The sequence below is a fragment of the Paenibacillus sp. FSL K6-1558 genome, from assembly GCF_038002565.1.
Taxonomy (GTDB): domain Bacteria; phylum Bacillota; class Bacilli; order Paenibacillales; family Paenibacillaceae; genus Paenibacillus; species Paenibacillus polysaccharolyticus.
On record NZ_JBBOCV010000001.1, the window covers coordinates 5,192,393 to 5,207,894 of the forward strand.

The window sequence follows — 15,502 nt, forward strand, 5'->3', positions numbered from 1 at the left end:
GTCACCTCCTTTCATTGCAGATTCATATGTAAAAAATGCCGCCTGCACGAGCAGAGCGGCCTGTTTGACCTGTGCATCCTATATCAAGTTTACGAGTTCTTGCGGCATTTAGGTAGGGCAGTTTTGAAAAATTATTAAATTTAATCTTAGCGGTTCTAGGGCCGTATGTCCTGTTGAGAGGAATGTTGTAATTCAAACTAACGCTAAAAATATTACCCCGACTTGCTAGGTTGTTGTCCTGCTTCCCGTGCGTGCTGGTACAAATCCGCATACACGCCTTGGCTCGCAACCAACTCCTGATGTGATCCTTCCTCGACGATAGACCCTTGTTCCATGACCAGAATTCGGTCAGCATGCATGACTGTAGACAGGCGATGTGCAATCACAATCGTGGTTCTGCCTTGGGATACGGACTCCAGTGCATGTTGTACAAGTTGTTCGGTGTGTGAATCCAGATTAGCCGTAGCTTCATCCAGAATAAGAATCCGCGGCTGGAATACAACGATTCGTGCAAACGAGATCAGCTGTCGTTCACCGGCGGATAACCCGCTTCCGCGCTCGGACAGACGGGTGTCATAGCCTTGCGGCAAACGACTTATCATCGCATCTGCCCCAACAAATCGGCATGCTTCCATCGCTTGCTCACGTGTAATATCCTCCCTGAACATTCTCACGTTATCAATAATCGTGCCTGAGAACAGGAAAGGCTCCTGTTGAATCAGCCCAACAATCCGGTGAAGTGTTGCTTGTGGAATGTGGCGAATGTCGGTGCCATCGATTTGAATGCTGCCTTGATTGACATCGTAGAAACGATTGAGCAGGGAGATCAGTGTGCTTTTGCCCGCTCCGGTTGTACCCACAATACCGACCATCTCCCCAGGGTACAGGTGCAGATTCATATGTTGAATAATAGGGCGATCTGCCTTGTAACCGAAGGATACATCATTAAAATCAATCTGACCCATCACATGTTGCGGTTCCAGCGGCGAAGCCTGATCCGGGGACGGATCATGTACTTCAGGCCTTGTGTTCAGAATGTTCCAGATCCGATCCATCGAAACCGTGGTCGATTGAAAGGTATTCCATTGCATCGTAATCTGGTTGATCGGTTGAAAAAACTGACGAATGTAGCTGATAAACGCATACAGCACCCCGACTTGCAATGACTCACCCAGCACGGCGCGGCCACCCAGCCACACCATCATTACCAGCGCCGCGTTACCAAGGATGTCAAACGTCCGGTTAAAAATAACATTGGAGCGGGCCTGCGTTATGTTTGCCTCCAGATGAAGGGCGTTCTGTTCTTTGAAGCGTTTCTTCTGCTCTTCTTCTTGGTGGAACGCCTGAATCAGGAACATACCCGACAGGTTTTCCGCCGTAAACGCGATCAGACGGGAAAGGCGTGTGCGTGCATTCTGATAGGCGCTCCGCAGTCTGCGGCGGAACAGGGCAGCCACGACAGCGATGACCGGAAGTACGATGAGTGAATAACCGGCGAGCATAGGATCGAGCTGAAACATGAAAAAGATAATGAGCACCAGCATCATGCCATCCCGAATCAGACTGAGCAGTACCTGGGTGAAGAAACTGCTGATCGTCTCCGTATCGCTGGACACATTGGTCACCAGACTGCCGATATGAAAGCGGTCGAAGAAGGACATGGACATTTTGGAAATATGTCTAAACAAATCCTTGCGAATGCGAGCGACGATGCTCTGCCCGACATGTTGCAACAGATTATTTTGAATATAGGTAAAAATAAAACTGATTACAGCCAGCCCCAGAAAAACGGCGGCGAGTTTAACGAGAAACAAGGTGCTGGTTTGACCTACAGCCAGATGGTCATCGATAGCGATCTTGACCAGATAAGGCTGCAACAAATCGGCGGATATGCCGAGCAGGGAGCAGAAAAATATGCCGGCAAAGGCCCAGCGATGTGGTTTGGCGTAGCCCATCATTTCTTTAAATGAAGCACGTTTACTGTGATGATCGTTGGTGGAGGCCTCCGATTGATCGGTACGTTTAGAATTATGGTTGGTGTGTTTAGGATTCGCATCCGCATCAGACATGATGTAACCCCTCCTCCTGCAAACGATAGGTCGCTGCATATAACCCTTTGGCAGCCATCAACTCCGCATGCGTCCCTTGTTCAACAATCTGTCCTTCATCCAACACGAGGATGACATCCGCATGACGGACGGCACTGATACGGTGAGAGATGATTAAGGTGGTTTTGCCTTTGCCGATCTTACGCAGACTGCGGAGAATGCCTGTTTCGGTAACGGCATCTACGGCACTCATACTGTCATCCAAAATTAGGATCTGAGCCTGCTTGATCAATCCGCGAGCAAGACTGGTACGTTGCCGCTGTCCACCAGACAGCGTAAGTCCACGTTCACCCAGCAGGGTATCGAAACGATCAGGGAAACGCACAATATTTTCATAGATCATCGCTTGTTTGGCGCTGTCTTCTACGTCACCCATAGGCGCTTCACGGTCGCTGAATGCAATGTTGTCCCGTATGGTGGTGCTGAATAAAAAGCCGTCCTGAGGCACATAAGCGATTTGAGACCTGAGACTGTCCAGTGACAGTTCCCGAATGTCTGTGCCATTGATGAAAATGCTGCCTTCCGGCGGTTCGTATGTACGGAGCAGCAGCTTGACCAGTGTGCTTTTGCCTGAACCTGTTTTACCGACAATGCCAACCGTACGCCCCGCATGAATCTGGAGCTGGATATGTTTTAGCGCAGGCGATGAGCTACCTGGATAATGGAACGTCAAATCGTTGATCTTAATTTCCTGCATGTTCTGCAGTGTCTCTGCTTCAGGGATCTCCTGTACATCGGGTTCTTCACTGAGGAGATCATTCACTCTTTCGAGCGAGGCTCCTGAACGTTGCATCGTATTAATCACGTTACCAATCTGCTGAAGTGGACCCATAATGATTCGCAGATACAAGGTCAGAGCGACAAAGCTACCTAGCGTAATGGAGTTTTGCATCGTTAGAATGCCTCCAACCAGCAGCGAAATTACGAGAGACGTTGCACCGAGCAACGGAAGTGTAGCCTGAAAAAGGGAAGATAGACGAACTAACCGTAGCTGTTTATTTTTGATATCCTCCACGGTTGCGCCAAAACGAGAACGAGCGTTATCCTCGATGGCAAATGTTTTGATGACGCGAATACCGCCAAGCTGCTCCTCCGCAGATTCCGTCATTGTGGCGAGCGCCTCTTGCACATCACGGGAGCGCTTTCGAATCCGTGGGCCGAAGAACACAACCAGGAATGGAATAGCCAGAAGAGGTACAATGCTGATCAGGATCAGTGTCAGCGGAATGCCGCTAAGCAACATCATCACTACACAGGACAATAATAGAAAGGCAGCATTGGTCATCATCGTAACCCCGTTTGATATGGCTTCCCGGACGGAGGTGACATCATTCATAAAATAGCTGAGCAGCTTGCCGTTGCCCTGTTTGGAAAAATAGTGCTCGCTAAGCTCGGAAAACTTGCGGAATATCCGCTCGCGCGTTATAAATTCAAATCGCCGACCCAGTTTCATAATCATGAACTGGCCGGTACCAAACAGCAGGTTGTATGCAATTGCAATTGCAAGTAGAGATAAGCTATAACGGATCACCGTCTGCATCTGGAGTGTGTTTTGCAAGAGTTGATCCGTAAAGTTGCCCAGAATACGGGGCAGGGAGGCCTGACCGACATTGGACGCAATGATCAAAAGGACAGCCAGGAGATAGATCGACCAGTTGGATAACACGTAATCGCGCAGCAAACCTTTTTTGGACATAGGTGTGGGTTCTCCTTTGTTACGAAGTCAAGAAAAGGGCAGACACCTTATCGTAGCGTGTCATGCCCTCTTACTTTATGCGAACTTGTTTGTTATTTATCCGTCAACCGATGAATCTTTCTATTTATATTTTCGCGCTAATATAAGTCGTTGTCAACGTACTAGTACAGCTTGAAATAGACTACCGATACACCGCAAATCATATGCCTTGTTATGAAATTGTATTCACCAAATGCGAAAAGAACTGAAACATTTTACGAAGATGTCCCGTCTGTAGGGATGAAAAGATGAAAAACAGGTTTTACTAATCATAATGGAGGTGCCAGGAAATGAAACATAAAAAAGGATTGGCTGCAACACTTGCGCTATGCGTTTCTTTGACAGCAGGAGGTGCTTCTGTATTTGCATTTTCCGACATTAAGGATGAGGGCCAGAAGGCGGTTGTGGATACTTTGAAATCGAAGGGAATTGTGAATGGAGTAACGGCGGATCTGTTCAGGCCGGATGTTGCTCTGTCCGAACCGCAGGGAATTCAGTTAATTGTTAAAGCATTTGGTTTGAAAAATGCATATGCGGAAGCTTCCGCTCAGAATAAAATCAGTCCGGATACCTGGTATGCAGATGCTGTGCAAGCGGCAACTCAGAATGGCCTTTCCGTTCCTGTAGAAGTGAATCCGCAAGGCAAGATAACGCGTGAACAATTTGTTATTTTGCTGCATGAGGGAATTAACACGACCGGTAATTATCCGGTAATTATGAAGTATAATGAAGTGAAGGATGAAAAAAAATTAAGTAAGGACGCCATATCTGCGGTCCAGAACTTGCTGAACATGAACATCATTGAACTGGACAAGGACGGAAACTTCCGCCCGGATCAGTCGCTTACTCGTATGGAGGCAGCCAGTATGATTTTCAATGCGCTTGAGTTTGTGGATCAGCATAGTGATGACGGTTCAACTGAACCGGCTCCAACGAATCCCGGTGAAGGTCAGCAAGCCATCGTACCTGCGGTAACGATCAGCAAAGTGGATGACAAAACAAGTAAAGTAACCCTGACGGCTGAAATGCCGCACCCGGGTTACGGATTGAAAATTGATGAGGTAAAGCTGGAGAAGGATAAACGTGCTATTGTCAAATACTCCATCGTGCAACCTGATCCGGATATGATGTATCCAATGGTGATTACCAAAGTAACGGCAGAAGCCGAAATTCCAACGGGCTACACCGCTGAAGCACAGCCTTCTGGCAAGTAAAGCATATGTAAGGTTGCTCACATTACCAGTTGCCTCCAGAAAACTAGAAAACCGTCTAACTGATCGTATGCTCTATGAAAGGGTGCCAGCCAGTTGCCAGTCAAGTGATCTGATTAGCATCCAACTATGGGAAAGTTCGGTCAGATGGTTTTCGTGTGATCAGGTTAGCCAGTCATTACTGGCTGGCCTTTTTTTTGCGTGGAGAGCCAGAGTGATGAGTAAGCTTGAAGCACTAACGATCACCACAGAGCTTATTTTGGTCAAAATAGGGTGTTTTAAAATCTAACGATCCTCAGAGACGCTATTTCAGCCAATTAGGCTGATTTCGCCTGAAAAATAGCTAACAATTGGAGAATAAGGTGTCTGGTGATCGTTAGAATTCCAGTCAGGCGAAAAACGGCTAAATAGCGTATCCTGTGATCGTTAGAAATTCGGCATCAGGGTGAATAAATGAACAAAAGCAAGGCGTTGGAAGTTATTCAAACAGCAGTTAGCCCGGTGTTATGCAAGCAGCAGAGTGCGTGGTATGATTCAAGCTCTATTTTGAACCAAAATCAACCAGTTGGGTTCTGGGTCGACATTCAACCGGCTGATCCGCGAACCAATACACACATGCTTTAATCCTGCAGCAATCTTCCATTATCATGCCACTGTCCATACAGTTGATTTGCCTTCGTATGTTGGATGAACTTATCAAGTCGGCTTTGGAAGAGAGCAGGCTGCCGTTTAACGCTCTGGATCGTGTCGATACGTACCCGTTGATAGAGGAGAGGAAAAGCTACGAAATGATCATGTACTTGTCTGTCCGCAGTTAACCTCTCTTCAATCTCGGCATCCACAACAAAAGCTTCAGGATTCATGTCCGGCAGAACCTTTCTACCCGCATCTTGCATTAGACCTAGCCTTTCTAATCGGCGCACACGCTCCTTATTGAGCTCTGTCCATGAGCTTTTGCGACTACGTGGAGATAAGCGTTGTAATAACAGGCCATCGGAAGTTTTCTTTTTGAAGCCATCAATCCAGCCAAAGCATAATGCTTCTTCAACAGCATCCAGATATAAAAGGGTATCGGGGCGTGGTTTCAAACTCACAGGAACCCAGCAGCAGGACTCTGTAGTTCCGTGCTTCTGTAACCATTTTTTTAACTCTTCCCTGAAGGTAAAGGTGAGTATTCGTTCAAGTGGAACAGACGGCATCATATTCAAGACCTTTCATGTTGCATTGTATCTAAGATTTAGCATTAGAGAATTACTCTGAAGTATTGGAGTTTTCGTACCAGAATCTGGAATAGTCATTCATGACAGAAGCATGGCCGAGCTGACGCAACATGGTGGATATATTACCCCGGTGATAGGTCCCGTGATTCACCAGATGTAAGATGATTTCCGCGAAACGGGTTTGACGCACGCCTGCAAAGGGATTGTCAAGCAGAAGCACCTGCTCCAAATCCGTCTGCTGACTGAACCAAGTCAGGTATTGATTGGATAGTTCGGCATAACGCTCGAAATATTCTTCTATGGTGGCAAACGTTTCCCCGTTACGCGGCATGCAGATTTGTAAAGCTTCAGGCATGCTGGTTCCGGTTAGCACCAAGTACCACATCTGATCCACAGCATTCATATGACTGAGCGCATGGGCGAGGGTGGGAAAGGAACTGTTCACTTCCTGATGCAGCACAGAAGCCGGCAACTCCTGAATGCGTTGCATAATGATCTGCGAAGCCCAAACATGATAATGAACCATTTCTTCTAGGTGATTCATGAAATATCGTCTCCTTTATTTTAGCGAATGATAGGATGGTCTTAGTGCCTCCCTTGTTACTGAAATGAGTATAAAAAAAGAAGTATGACAACAGCGTGTCATACTTCTTCTTTCACTTCACAAGACTCCCATTATCGGGCTTCAATGATTGTGTTTGTCGTAACGTCTCAGTGCATTTCGTAGTTGCGTCTCTAATACATCCCTCAGAGCTAGAGGTTCCAAAACCTCTGCGCCACTTCCCAAACTCAGCAAAAAAGACCATAACCACGGGGCTTGAAGCGGTTTGTGAACCTGAACGCGCATTGTCATACTGCCGTCCTCATGAAATTGTTTGTCTGCCTGCTGAAAATGATCGAGCGCCTCCGCGAGTGCATCCGGATATACGCGAAATACCACATCTGTCATGATCTCCTGGGTGACAGGGGGAGCGGTAGATGGCTCTTCCATGGGGAGAACATGCGCTTCAAAATGACGGTTGGTCAGATGTACGTTTAACATGCGTGACAGCCGGAATTCCCGATAATCCTGCCGGCTTCGGCAATATCCATACACATACCAGCTACGGTATTTAAACTGCAATCGAACAGGTTCAATTTCTCGGCTTGTGCGCTCATTTTTGGAATTAATGTAATCAAACTGAACGACATGATGTTGCATGATTCCTGCACGAAGATGCGAAAGCGAGTCAGGCTCAGTTCGATATGTATTCAGGTCTACAGTTAAGTTTGGTCTCTCATGTTGTTCTCCAATGGTCTGCAAACGTTCGATTGTACCCTGTGCACGCACATCGTTAAATACGGTGGAGAGGCTGGTGAGCACTGTAATCAAAGCATCCACATCATAGGAGCCGAGCAGGCTTTTATCCATTTTATACCCATCCATAATGCCATACCCGCCATTCATTCCCTGATGCGAAACAACCGGAAATCCGGCTGAGCAGATCACATCAATATCCCGATAGATCGTTCTGGGCGATACTTGATATTCCTCGGCAAGGGTAGAGGCAGACAACACCTCGTTATTAAGTAACTTGTATATGATCGAGACTAACCGTTCCAGTTTCAATAGAACCCCACCCGTCATCACTTCTTGTTCAATACAGGTCATAAGTATATCACTAAAAAAAGAGTGCAGATTCGCACTCTTCTAAAATTAGGAGCATCTTCAACCAAACTTTCCAGCCAGATCCTGTCTAGTCCTCCTGCACGTTATAAAGCACCCGTGCGAGCAAACCTTGGCCGTAATTACCGAAGTTTTTGCCGAAAATCGTCAGGCCGCGTTTGTTGACTGGGCCGTCTGTGACAGCGATGCGGAAGTGAATATCGCTTTTGTAATCGAGCCCGATATCATCCAGGGTAACGTCCGAGATTTTGCATCCGTCGATATAACTGCCTTCCTTCGTAATGCGAATCAGCTTCAGCATACCGTACTGATTCAGGTGAGGAGGCCACCAGTCCGGATTAAACGTACCGCGTGTATCGCCGAAATCTCCTGGACTCGTCCAGAGTCCGATCTTTTTGCCATTGATGTAGAAGTAAATATCTGACGGGTAGTTGTCACAGAATCCAGGGGCTTCTGAACCGAGCTCCATGGAGAGTTGAATCTCGCTAAACGTCTGGTTGGGCTTCAGGTAGTTGGGAATTCGGTATTCCAGATATCCTTCCGCTAGCCAAATCATCTCGGCATCGATCCGAAGCGGGTCGGCAAAGTAACGGGGGTCATCAAACTCCCCGATAATGCTGTCTTTCGTAGCAATGCCGCATGTGGGTGCTGCCTGATAATCACTGTAATGCCCAACCTGGATTTCTACCTCGTACCGGTTGTGGATCTCCTGTGAACGCAGGTCAACCATCAACTTTTCCTCGTTAAGATAACAGATCTTCTGAATGCCGTGTTTGCCGACCGCTGTGTTAATCTCAATTAATCCGCTTTCCTCCAGCTTTTTGATATGCATTGTGATCGCGCCGTTACTAAGTCCAAGCTTGGTTGCGAGGTCATTGAGATTAAGACTTTGGTTTCTGGCCAGCAACTCAATAATCTGAATGCGAATTTCGGAGCTGAGTGCTTTGAAAATGTTCACACCTGACATCAGATCTTTAATATAAATCATAGGTGGATGTCCTTTCCCCGTTCTGAACAAAGCCTATTTACACAGACTCTTGCACATTTGACTGTTTTATTTCAGATAATTATAAATCATTACATGCTCGAAAGAAAGAGCGGAGAAAAGTGAGATATACCCTATATAAACAATGAAATTTTTAAAGCTCATATGAGATTTTATCCCCACATACTTAAAATAAAAACTTAAATTAATTCATGTATATTTGAAATATACCATTGAATTGTAATGTAACCGCTTTTATAATCCTATTATACTTAAATTGATTTAATACTTCATGAACCAAAGCAACCATTTAATCAGGAGAGGCGGCGTTCCGGTATGGAAAAGTTCAGTTCATGGAAGAAGTTGAGGAGTTTAGAGTGGAAGAAGTTGAAGAGGCTGGAGTGGAAGACAGGCTTGAACAGCTCGAAGTTTTCATCCAAAAGGCGTTGGTTTTTACCTGCATTGTTGGTGATGGTGCTAGTGCTTGCAGGACAGTCTCGGGCTTTAGCCGCGTTTTGGAATCTATCGGGAGACATTGCCGTTCATGATCCGACGATCATCAAAGAGGGCAATTCCTGGTACACCTTTTCCACGGGTCCGGGTATTCAGGTGCTGAAATCCGATAACGGAACGTCGTGGTATCGTGTGCCGCAGATTTTTCTAAGTGAACCGTCCTGGTGGAATTCGGCTGTCCCTGCACAGAAAGACCTGGATGTATGGGCACCGGACGTACAACGGTATAACGGCAAGGTTTGGCTCTATTATTCCATCTCGACCTTTGGTTCCAACAGGTCTGCGATTGGGTTAGCGTCCGCAAACAGCGTTGGCGCGGGGCAATGGAAAGATGAAGGGCTTGTACTGCAATCCAATACATCGAATAACTACAACGCTATTGATCCGGAACTGGTTATTGATGCTTCGGGTAATCCATGGCTGGCCTTTGGTTCGTTCTGGAGCGGTCTGAAAATTGTAAAACTGGACAAAAACACGATGAAACCGACAGGTAACATCTCCTCGATTGCAGCACGTCCGAATAACGGGGGCGCAATTGAAGCGCCAAGTATCACGTATCGCAACGGATATTATTATTTGTTTGCTTCGATCGACTCTTGCTGTAAAGGTGTGAACAGTACTTACAAAATGGTCTACGGTCGATCCACCAGCATCACAGGTCCTTACGTCGACAAAAACGGAGTGAGTATGATGAACGGTGGCGGCACGATTTTGGACTCAGGTAATGTGAGATGGAAAGGCCCGGGTGGGCAGGACGTGGTCAACGGCAATCTAATCGTACGGCATGCTTATGATGCAACGGATAATGGCAATCCGAAATTGCTGATTAACGATTTGTTATGGGACGGGAATGGCTGGCCGACGTATTAGTATGATTTTTGTTTTATAAAAACATAAAATGTTTTAATAAAGTATTGACTAAAAGGATCTGGATTTGATAAATTTAACAACAGAAATGTTGATTCATGGTATTGAATACGTTTACAAGTCCAGATCAGGAGGGGTTCATATGGTCAAGAGAAAGAGTTGGGTCACGTTTATGTTGCTAATGCTGGTCAGTGCACTGGTGCTTGCAGGTTGTGGAGGGGGAAGCGGAAGTTCAAGCGGGGATAAAGAACTGACGTTTATGTTCCGTGGCGGCACGGATGAGCAGAAGGCATATCAGGCTGTCGTGAAAAAGTTCGAAGAAGAACATCCCGGCGTCAAAGTGAAAATCATCGTTACCGCAGCGGATCAATATGCGACAAAACTTCGCGCGGCGATTACAGGCAATAGCTTGCCAGACGTATTTTATTTCACACCGGGTGATATGAAGGCCTATGTGAACAGCAATGTGCTCATGAATCTGACACCGTATATCGAGAAAAACAAAGATATCAATCTGGATAATATCTGGAAGTATGGCGTGGACTTGTATCGTTATGATGGCAAGATGGCAGGGCAAGGTGATCTCTACGGTATGCCTAAGGATGTCGGGCCATTTGCACTGGGTTATAACAAGACCCTTTTTGAAAAAGAAGGCATTCCGCTCCCTGACAAGGACAAGCCTTATACGTGGGAAGAGTTTATCAAGGTAAATCAGCAAGCAACGAAAGATACGAATGGAGACGGTAAACCGGACGTATTTGGTACAGGTTTTAACGTACAATGGGCACTGCAATCTTTTGTATGGAGCAACGGGGCTGACTGGCTGGACGAGAGCAAAACGAAAGTCACGATTGATGATCCAAAATTTGCCGAAGCGCTACAATTCTTCGCGGATATGCAGAACAAGTACAAGATCACTCCTTCCATTGAGGAAGCACAAACGCTTGATACGTATCAACGCTGGATGAAGGGTGAGATGGCGTTCTTCCCTGTAGGTCCGTGGGATATGAGTACATTTGAAAAGCTTCCATTCGATTATGATCTGTTGCCTTTCCCGGCAGGATCAACAGGCAAATCAGCGACATGGATCGGCTCCCTCGGAATCGGTGTATCTGCCAAAACCAAACATCCGGAAGAAGCTGCTGCACTGGTAAACTACCTTACTGCGTCGAAAGATGGCATGAAACAACTGGTAGACGCGAAGGTGCAAATTCCGAACTTGCTTGATATGGCTGATGAGTGGGCGAAGGATACTTCGACCAAACCGGAAAACAAACAGGAATTCATCGATATCGTAAAAGACTACGGACGAGCGTTGCCAGGTAATTACACGTACAACGCGGAGTGGTACGACATGTTCTTCACCGACATTCAGCCGGTACTCGATGGCAAGATGACCGCCGCTGACTATGTGAAGCAACAACAACCGAAGATGCAGAAACTGCTGGATAAAGCGGTGGAGCAGGAGAAGAAATCACAGAATAAATAGATAGACAAGGGATGCCAGCAGCCTGAACCGATGCTGCTGGCATCATTTGCTCTTTAGAAGATACAGATTGAACTATTTTTTACATGTTGTAACGGAGTGAACGATATAAACGTTTAGTTTAATTTTATCGCCAGATTCCATACGAGCATGTGGCATGTATTGACCGGAACAGAGCAGAAGCCATGATTCAAAAAGGCCAATCGATGTATGCCACATGCTGATCTTAGAAACAGGGGTGAACACGTGAATACGAAATCGAGTTTGTATCGCAAAGAGATGATGTATGGATACTTGTTTATTTTGCCCCCCGTTTTGGGGCTTGTGATCTTTGTATTGTTCCCGTTCCTCTATTCCCTCTATGGTTCGTTTACCGATTGGGACGGCCTGGGGCAGATGAATTTTATCGGGCTTGCCAATTTCAAAGATTTGTTGACCGATGATCTTTTTTACAAGGCCATGTTTAATACGTTTTACCTGATGCTCGGTATTCCGATTGGTCTGTTGTTGGCACTACTGCTGGCAATGGGGCTGAATCGTAAAATTCCAGGTACAACTACATTTCGTGTGATCTATTACATACCGGTTATTTCTTCCTTGGCGGCGGTATCCATCATGTGGAACTGGGCGTACAACGGAGACTATGGTCTGGTGAACCAGTTCCTCGATCTGTTTGGTATCAAAGGCCCGAACTGGCTGGCTAACAAAGATACGGTAAAACCCGCACTGATCATCATGACCGTCTGGAAAGGCCTGGGGTATACCATGCTGTTATATTTGGCGGCACTGCAAAGTGTATCCCGTACCTATTACGAAGCCGCCGAGCTGGACGGAGCGAATGGATTTCAGATTTTCCGCAATATCACCTGGCCGATGGTGAAACCCGTAACTTTTTTCCTCGTGGTGACAAATATCATCGGTGGTTCTCAAATTTTTACCGAGATGAATATCATGACACCGACAGGTGGGCCGGAATATGCATCCGCTTCAATCGTCTTTTATATCTGGCAGAAGGCCTTTAGCAACCTGCAGATGGGTTACGCTTCTGCGATGGCCATGATTCTGGGTATCTTCATCTTTGTGATTACGCTTATACAATTCAAACTTAACGAAAGATCAGCCTACGACGGGGATTAATGGGCGAGGAAAGGAGTGGAACGGAAGATGTCTTATAGTCAAAGAAGGAAAGTAACCAATTCCATTATATTTATCGTTCTGTCCATCGGTGCGATTGCGATGATTGCGCCTTTGCTCTGGATGCTGTCCACCTCGCTCAAGGAGAAACAGGATGTATTCGCGCTTCCGCCGGTCTGGATTCCGGAAGTGTTTCGATTTGATAAATATAAAGAGATCTGGGAAGCAGGACCGCTGCTCAGCGGGATTAAAAACAGTCTCATTGTAGCTCTTAGTGTGACGGTAGTTGGGACATTTACGTCGAGTCTTGCGGCATTTGCTTTTGCCAAGTTAAGATTTCCACATAAGAACAAACTATTTCTCGCCTTGCTGGCTTCGATGATGATTCCGTATCCAACGGTCATGATCCCGCAATTTATCATGTTCTCCAAGCTGGGCTGGGTGGACACCTTGCTGCCGCTGATTGTACCGGGACTATTCGGAAATGTGATTATGATCTTTTTCCTGCGGCAGTATCTGCTCAGTGTGCCAGATGCGATTATTGAAGCGGCGAAGATCGACGGAAGCTCTTATTTCCGGTTGTATTCCAGTATTACGTTTCCGCTGATCAAACCTGCGGTCGCTGCACAGCTGATTCTCTGGTTTATGGGGATCTGGAACGATTATCTGGCACCGATTATTTATCTGAATTCACCTGAAAAACAAACCTTGCAACTTGTCATTGCGAACTTTAACGCGACCTATGCGATTCAAACGGATTATCCGCTCATTATGGCGGCGTCGATTGTGGCATTGCTTCCGGTTCTGATCATCTTCCTGATCTTCCAGAAGCAGATTATCGAGTCGGTTGCGATTTCAGGGGTCAAAGGGTGATGGGAATGAAAAGTTGGAGAGTAAGGAAAGAACCGGAAGAACGAGAAGAGTTGAATGAAATGAAAGAACAAAAAGAATGCAAGGGGCAAAAAAAGCGGAAAGATGATAAATATTGGACAGGACTTAAGGAGTGGCATAGGGCGAGGAAAGGAGTTGCGATGTTGATGTTACTGATGCTTCTAGGTACGGTAGGCTGTGCAGATGGCGGCGACACGGCGAAACCTCCGGTTTTTCCGGAAGCTCCGCAGGAACCAAAAATGTATGATCTTTCGATTTTGGATGATGAATCCAAGTGGACGGTTAACAATGCACATGATCCTGCGATTATCAAAACGGATCAAGGCTACTATGTCTATTCCACAGACGTTCGAGTAGCAGGGGAACCGAAACCAGGCGTAATGGTGCGAAAATCCGATGATTTAATCAACTGGAAATGGGTGGGGCAGGCTTTGCCGGGTATCCCGAAGGAAGCGCTCGATTGGACAGGAGCGACGAACCTGTGGGCACCGGATATTATTAAAGCCGGGGATACGTACCGCTTGTATTATTCGGCTTCGAGCTTTGGTAGTACACAGTCAGCGATCGGATTGCAAACCTCCAAGTCTCCCGAGGGACCGTGGAAGGATGAAGGACTGGTTGTGAAGACGGCTGGTCAGGAAAAGGACGGCCTGAATGCCATTGATGCCAATCCGGTGCTTGATGCCTTAGGCAACCCGTGGATGGTATATGGTTCATTTTTCGACGGGATCTACATTGCACCGCTTGATCCGGATACGGGCAAGTTCAAGGAAGAGGGGTATGGCACACGTATCGCAGCAAGAGATCGTGCAACCGAAGAAGGCGCAGTCGAGGGGCCATACATTGTGTATAATCCAGAGTTTCAAAAATATTACCTGTTCGTGTCTTATGATTCTCTGTTCGAAGACTATAATGTGCGGGTAGCTCGTGCCGACTCCATCACAGGGCCTTATACGGATATGAGCGGCAATAAAATGTTGGATACGGAGCATCTGCCGCAGTATGAGATTGGCACCAAAATTCTGGGCGGATACCGCTTCACGGAAGGTGAAGGCTGGGTTGCTCCTGGGCATAATTCCGTGCTGAAGGAAGGCGACGATTATTACATCGTGCATCATGCGCGGGGCGAGACGGATAAAAACTGGCCGTATCTGCATGTGCGTAAAATGCTGTGGACGAAGGATGGCTGGCCTGTCGTGTCGCCTGAACGTTATGCCGGAGAGACCGCACAGGATATTCCGAAACCGATGATTGCCGGAACGTGGGAAGGCATGGCGCTTGATCCGTCTGTAAATGGACAGGTGCAGGCTGTGCCATATACGCTGACGAGTAAAGGCAAAATTGAAAGCGAGAACGGTTCGGGAACCTGGACGTTTGATGGCAAACAAACGTTAACGCTGACGTGGAAGGAAAGCCCGTGGGGCGGTGCTTCCACGGAAGAGCTAAAGCTGCTCCCATCCTGGGATTGGGAGCGAAGCCAGCCTGCGCTGGTAGTAACTGGCCTGAACGACCGCGGCATCGCGGTCTGGGGCAAACAAATCAGCGCAGCTGAGAAGTAGACCGCTGACCCCGTAGGGTGGTTCAGTGAGGTATGCCGGCGAGCGAATGGATCGCGAGCGTTCCACGCGTGGGCACTAGCAGAGAGAGGGAGGAAGGAGCCGCGCGTGCGAGTTTGCCATCCGATTT

13 protein-coding genes are annotated in these 15,502 nt (G+C 47.0%); 7 read left to right on the forward strand and 6 right to left on the reverse strand.

The genetic code is table 11. The features are described 5' to 3' along the window. Window positions 1-212: 212 nt before the first annotated feature. On the reverse strand, window positions 213-2,069 hold the full coding sequence (locus MHI38_RS22355; RefSeq protein ID WP_445667219.1) for an ABC transporter ATP-binding protein: 1,857 nt from the start codon (window positions 2,067-2,069) through the stop codon (window positions 213-215). Beyond that, window positions 2,062-3,804, reverse strand: coding sequence for an ABC transporter ATP-binding protein (locus MHI38_RS22360; protein ID WP_154890772.1), 1,743 nt, complete (start codon window positions 3,802-3,804; stop codon window positions 2,062-2,064). Before MHI38_RS22360 ends, MHI38_RS22355 begins: the two co-directional genes overlap by 8 nt. Window positions 3,805-4,133: 329 nt before the next feature. Here MHI38_RS22360 and MHI38_RS22365 point away from each other — a divergent pair, with 329 nt between their 5' ends. Next, a complete protein-coding gene (locus MHI38_RS22365; RefSeq protein WP_154890773.1) occupies window positions 4,134-5,057 on the forward strand; it encodes an S-layer homology domain-containing protein in 924 nt (307 codons plus the stop codon). Between the two features lie 450 nt (window positions 5,058-5,507). Beyond that, entirely contained in the window at window positions 5,508-5,678 is a 171-nt protein-coding gene (locus MHI38_RS22370; protein WP_186809743.1) for a hypothetical protein, read from the forward strand. Here MHI38_RS22370 and MHI38_RS22375 read toward each other — a convergent pair. From MHI38_RS22375 to MHI38_RS22390, 4 genes are all read right to left on the reverse strand, one after another. Further along, window positions 5,675-6,253 (reverse strand): YdeI/OmpD-associated family protein, encoded by a 579-nt coding sequence (locus MHI38_RS22375; RefSeq protein ID WP_154890937.1) that lies wholly within the window; start codon window positions 6,251-6,253, stop codon window positions 5,675-5,677. The two genes, MHI38_RS22370 and MHI38_RS22375, sit on opposite strands and share 4 nt — an antisense overlap. 52 nt (window positions 6,254-6,305) lie before the next feature. Next, window positions 6,306-6,818, reverse strand: a complete 513-nt coding sequence (locus MHI38_RS22380; protein WP_154890774.1) for a DinB family protein — start codon at window positions 6,816-6,818, stop codon at window positions 6,306-6,308. Between the two features lie 141 nt (window positions 6,819-6,959). Continuing rightward, a complete protein-coding gene (locus MHI38_RS22385) occupies window positions 6,960-7,883 on the reverse strand; it encodes a helix-turn-helix transcriptional regulator (RefSeq protein ID WP_341181946.1) in 924 nt (307 codons plus the stop codon). Window positions 7,884-8,010: 127 nt separating this feature from the next. Beyond that, window positions 8,011-8,928: an ArsR/SmtB family transcription factor gene (locus tag MHI38_RS22390; protein ID WP_090918400.1), complete on the reverse strand. Its 918-nt coding sequence runs from the start codon at window positions 8,926-8,928 to the stop codon at window positions 8,011-8,013. A gap of 468 nt (window positions 8,929-9,396) precedes the next feature. On the opposite strand from MHI38_RS22390, the gene MHI38_RS22395 reads away from it, so the two are divergent. The 5 genes from MHI38_RS22395 to MHI38_RS22415 all read left to right on the forward strand — a co-directional run bounded on the left by MHI38_RS22395 (window position 9,397) and on the right by MHI38_RS22415 (window position 15,375). After that, window positions 9,397-10,308: a glycoside hydrolase family 43 protein gene (locus MHI38_RS22395; protein WP_253500298.1), complete on the forward strand. Its 912-nt coding sequence runs from the start codon at window positions 9,397-9,399 to the stop codon at window positions 10,306-10,308. 139 nt (window positions 10,309-10,447) lie between these two features. Further along, window positions 10,448-11,794 carry an ABC transporter substrate-binding protein gene (locus MHI38_RS22400; RefSeq protein ID WP_090918398.1) on the forward strand — a complete coding sequence of 449 codons (1,347 nt, stop codon included), beginning with the start codon at window positions 10,448-10,450 and terminating at the stop codon, window positions 11,792-11,794. 243 nt (window positions 11,795-12,037) lie between these two features. After that, a complete protein-coding gene (locus MHI38_RS22405; RefSeq protein WP_090918396.1) occupies window positions 12,038-12,928 on the forward strand; it encodes a carbohydrate ABC transporter permease in 891 nt (296 codons plus the stop codon). 27 nt (window positions 12,929-12,955) lie between these two features. Beyond that, on the forward strand, window positions 12,956-13,798 hold the full coding sequence (locus MHI38_RS22410) for a carbohydrate ABC transporter permease (RefSeq protein WP_090918394.1): 843 nt from the start codon (window positions 12,956-12,958) through the stop codon (window positions 13,796-13,798). A gap of 161 nt (window positions 13,799-13,959) precedes the next feature. Next, window positions 13,960-15,375 carry an arabinan endo-1,5-alpha-L-arabinosidase gene (locus MHI38_RS22415; protein ID WP_341181947.1) on the forward strand — a complete coding sequence of 472 codons (1,416 nt, stop codon included), beginning with the start codon at window positions 13,960-13,962 and terminating at the stop codon, window positions 15,373-15,375. Window positions 15,376-15,502 lie beyond the last annotated feature (127 nt).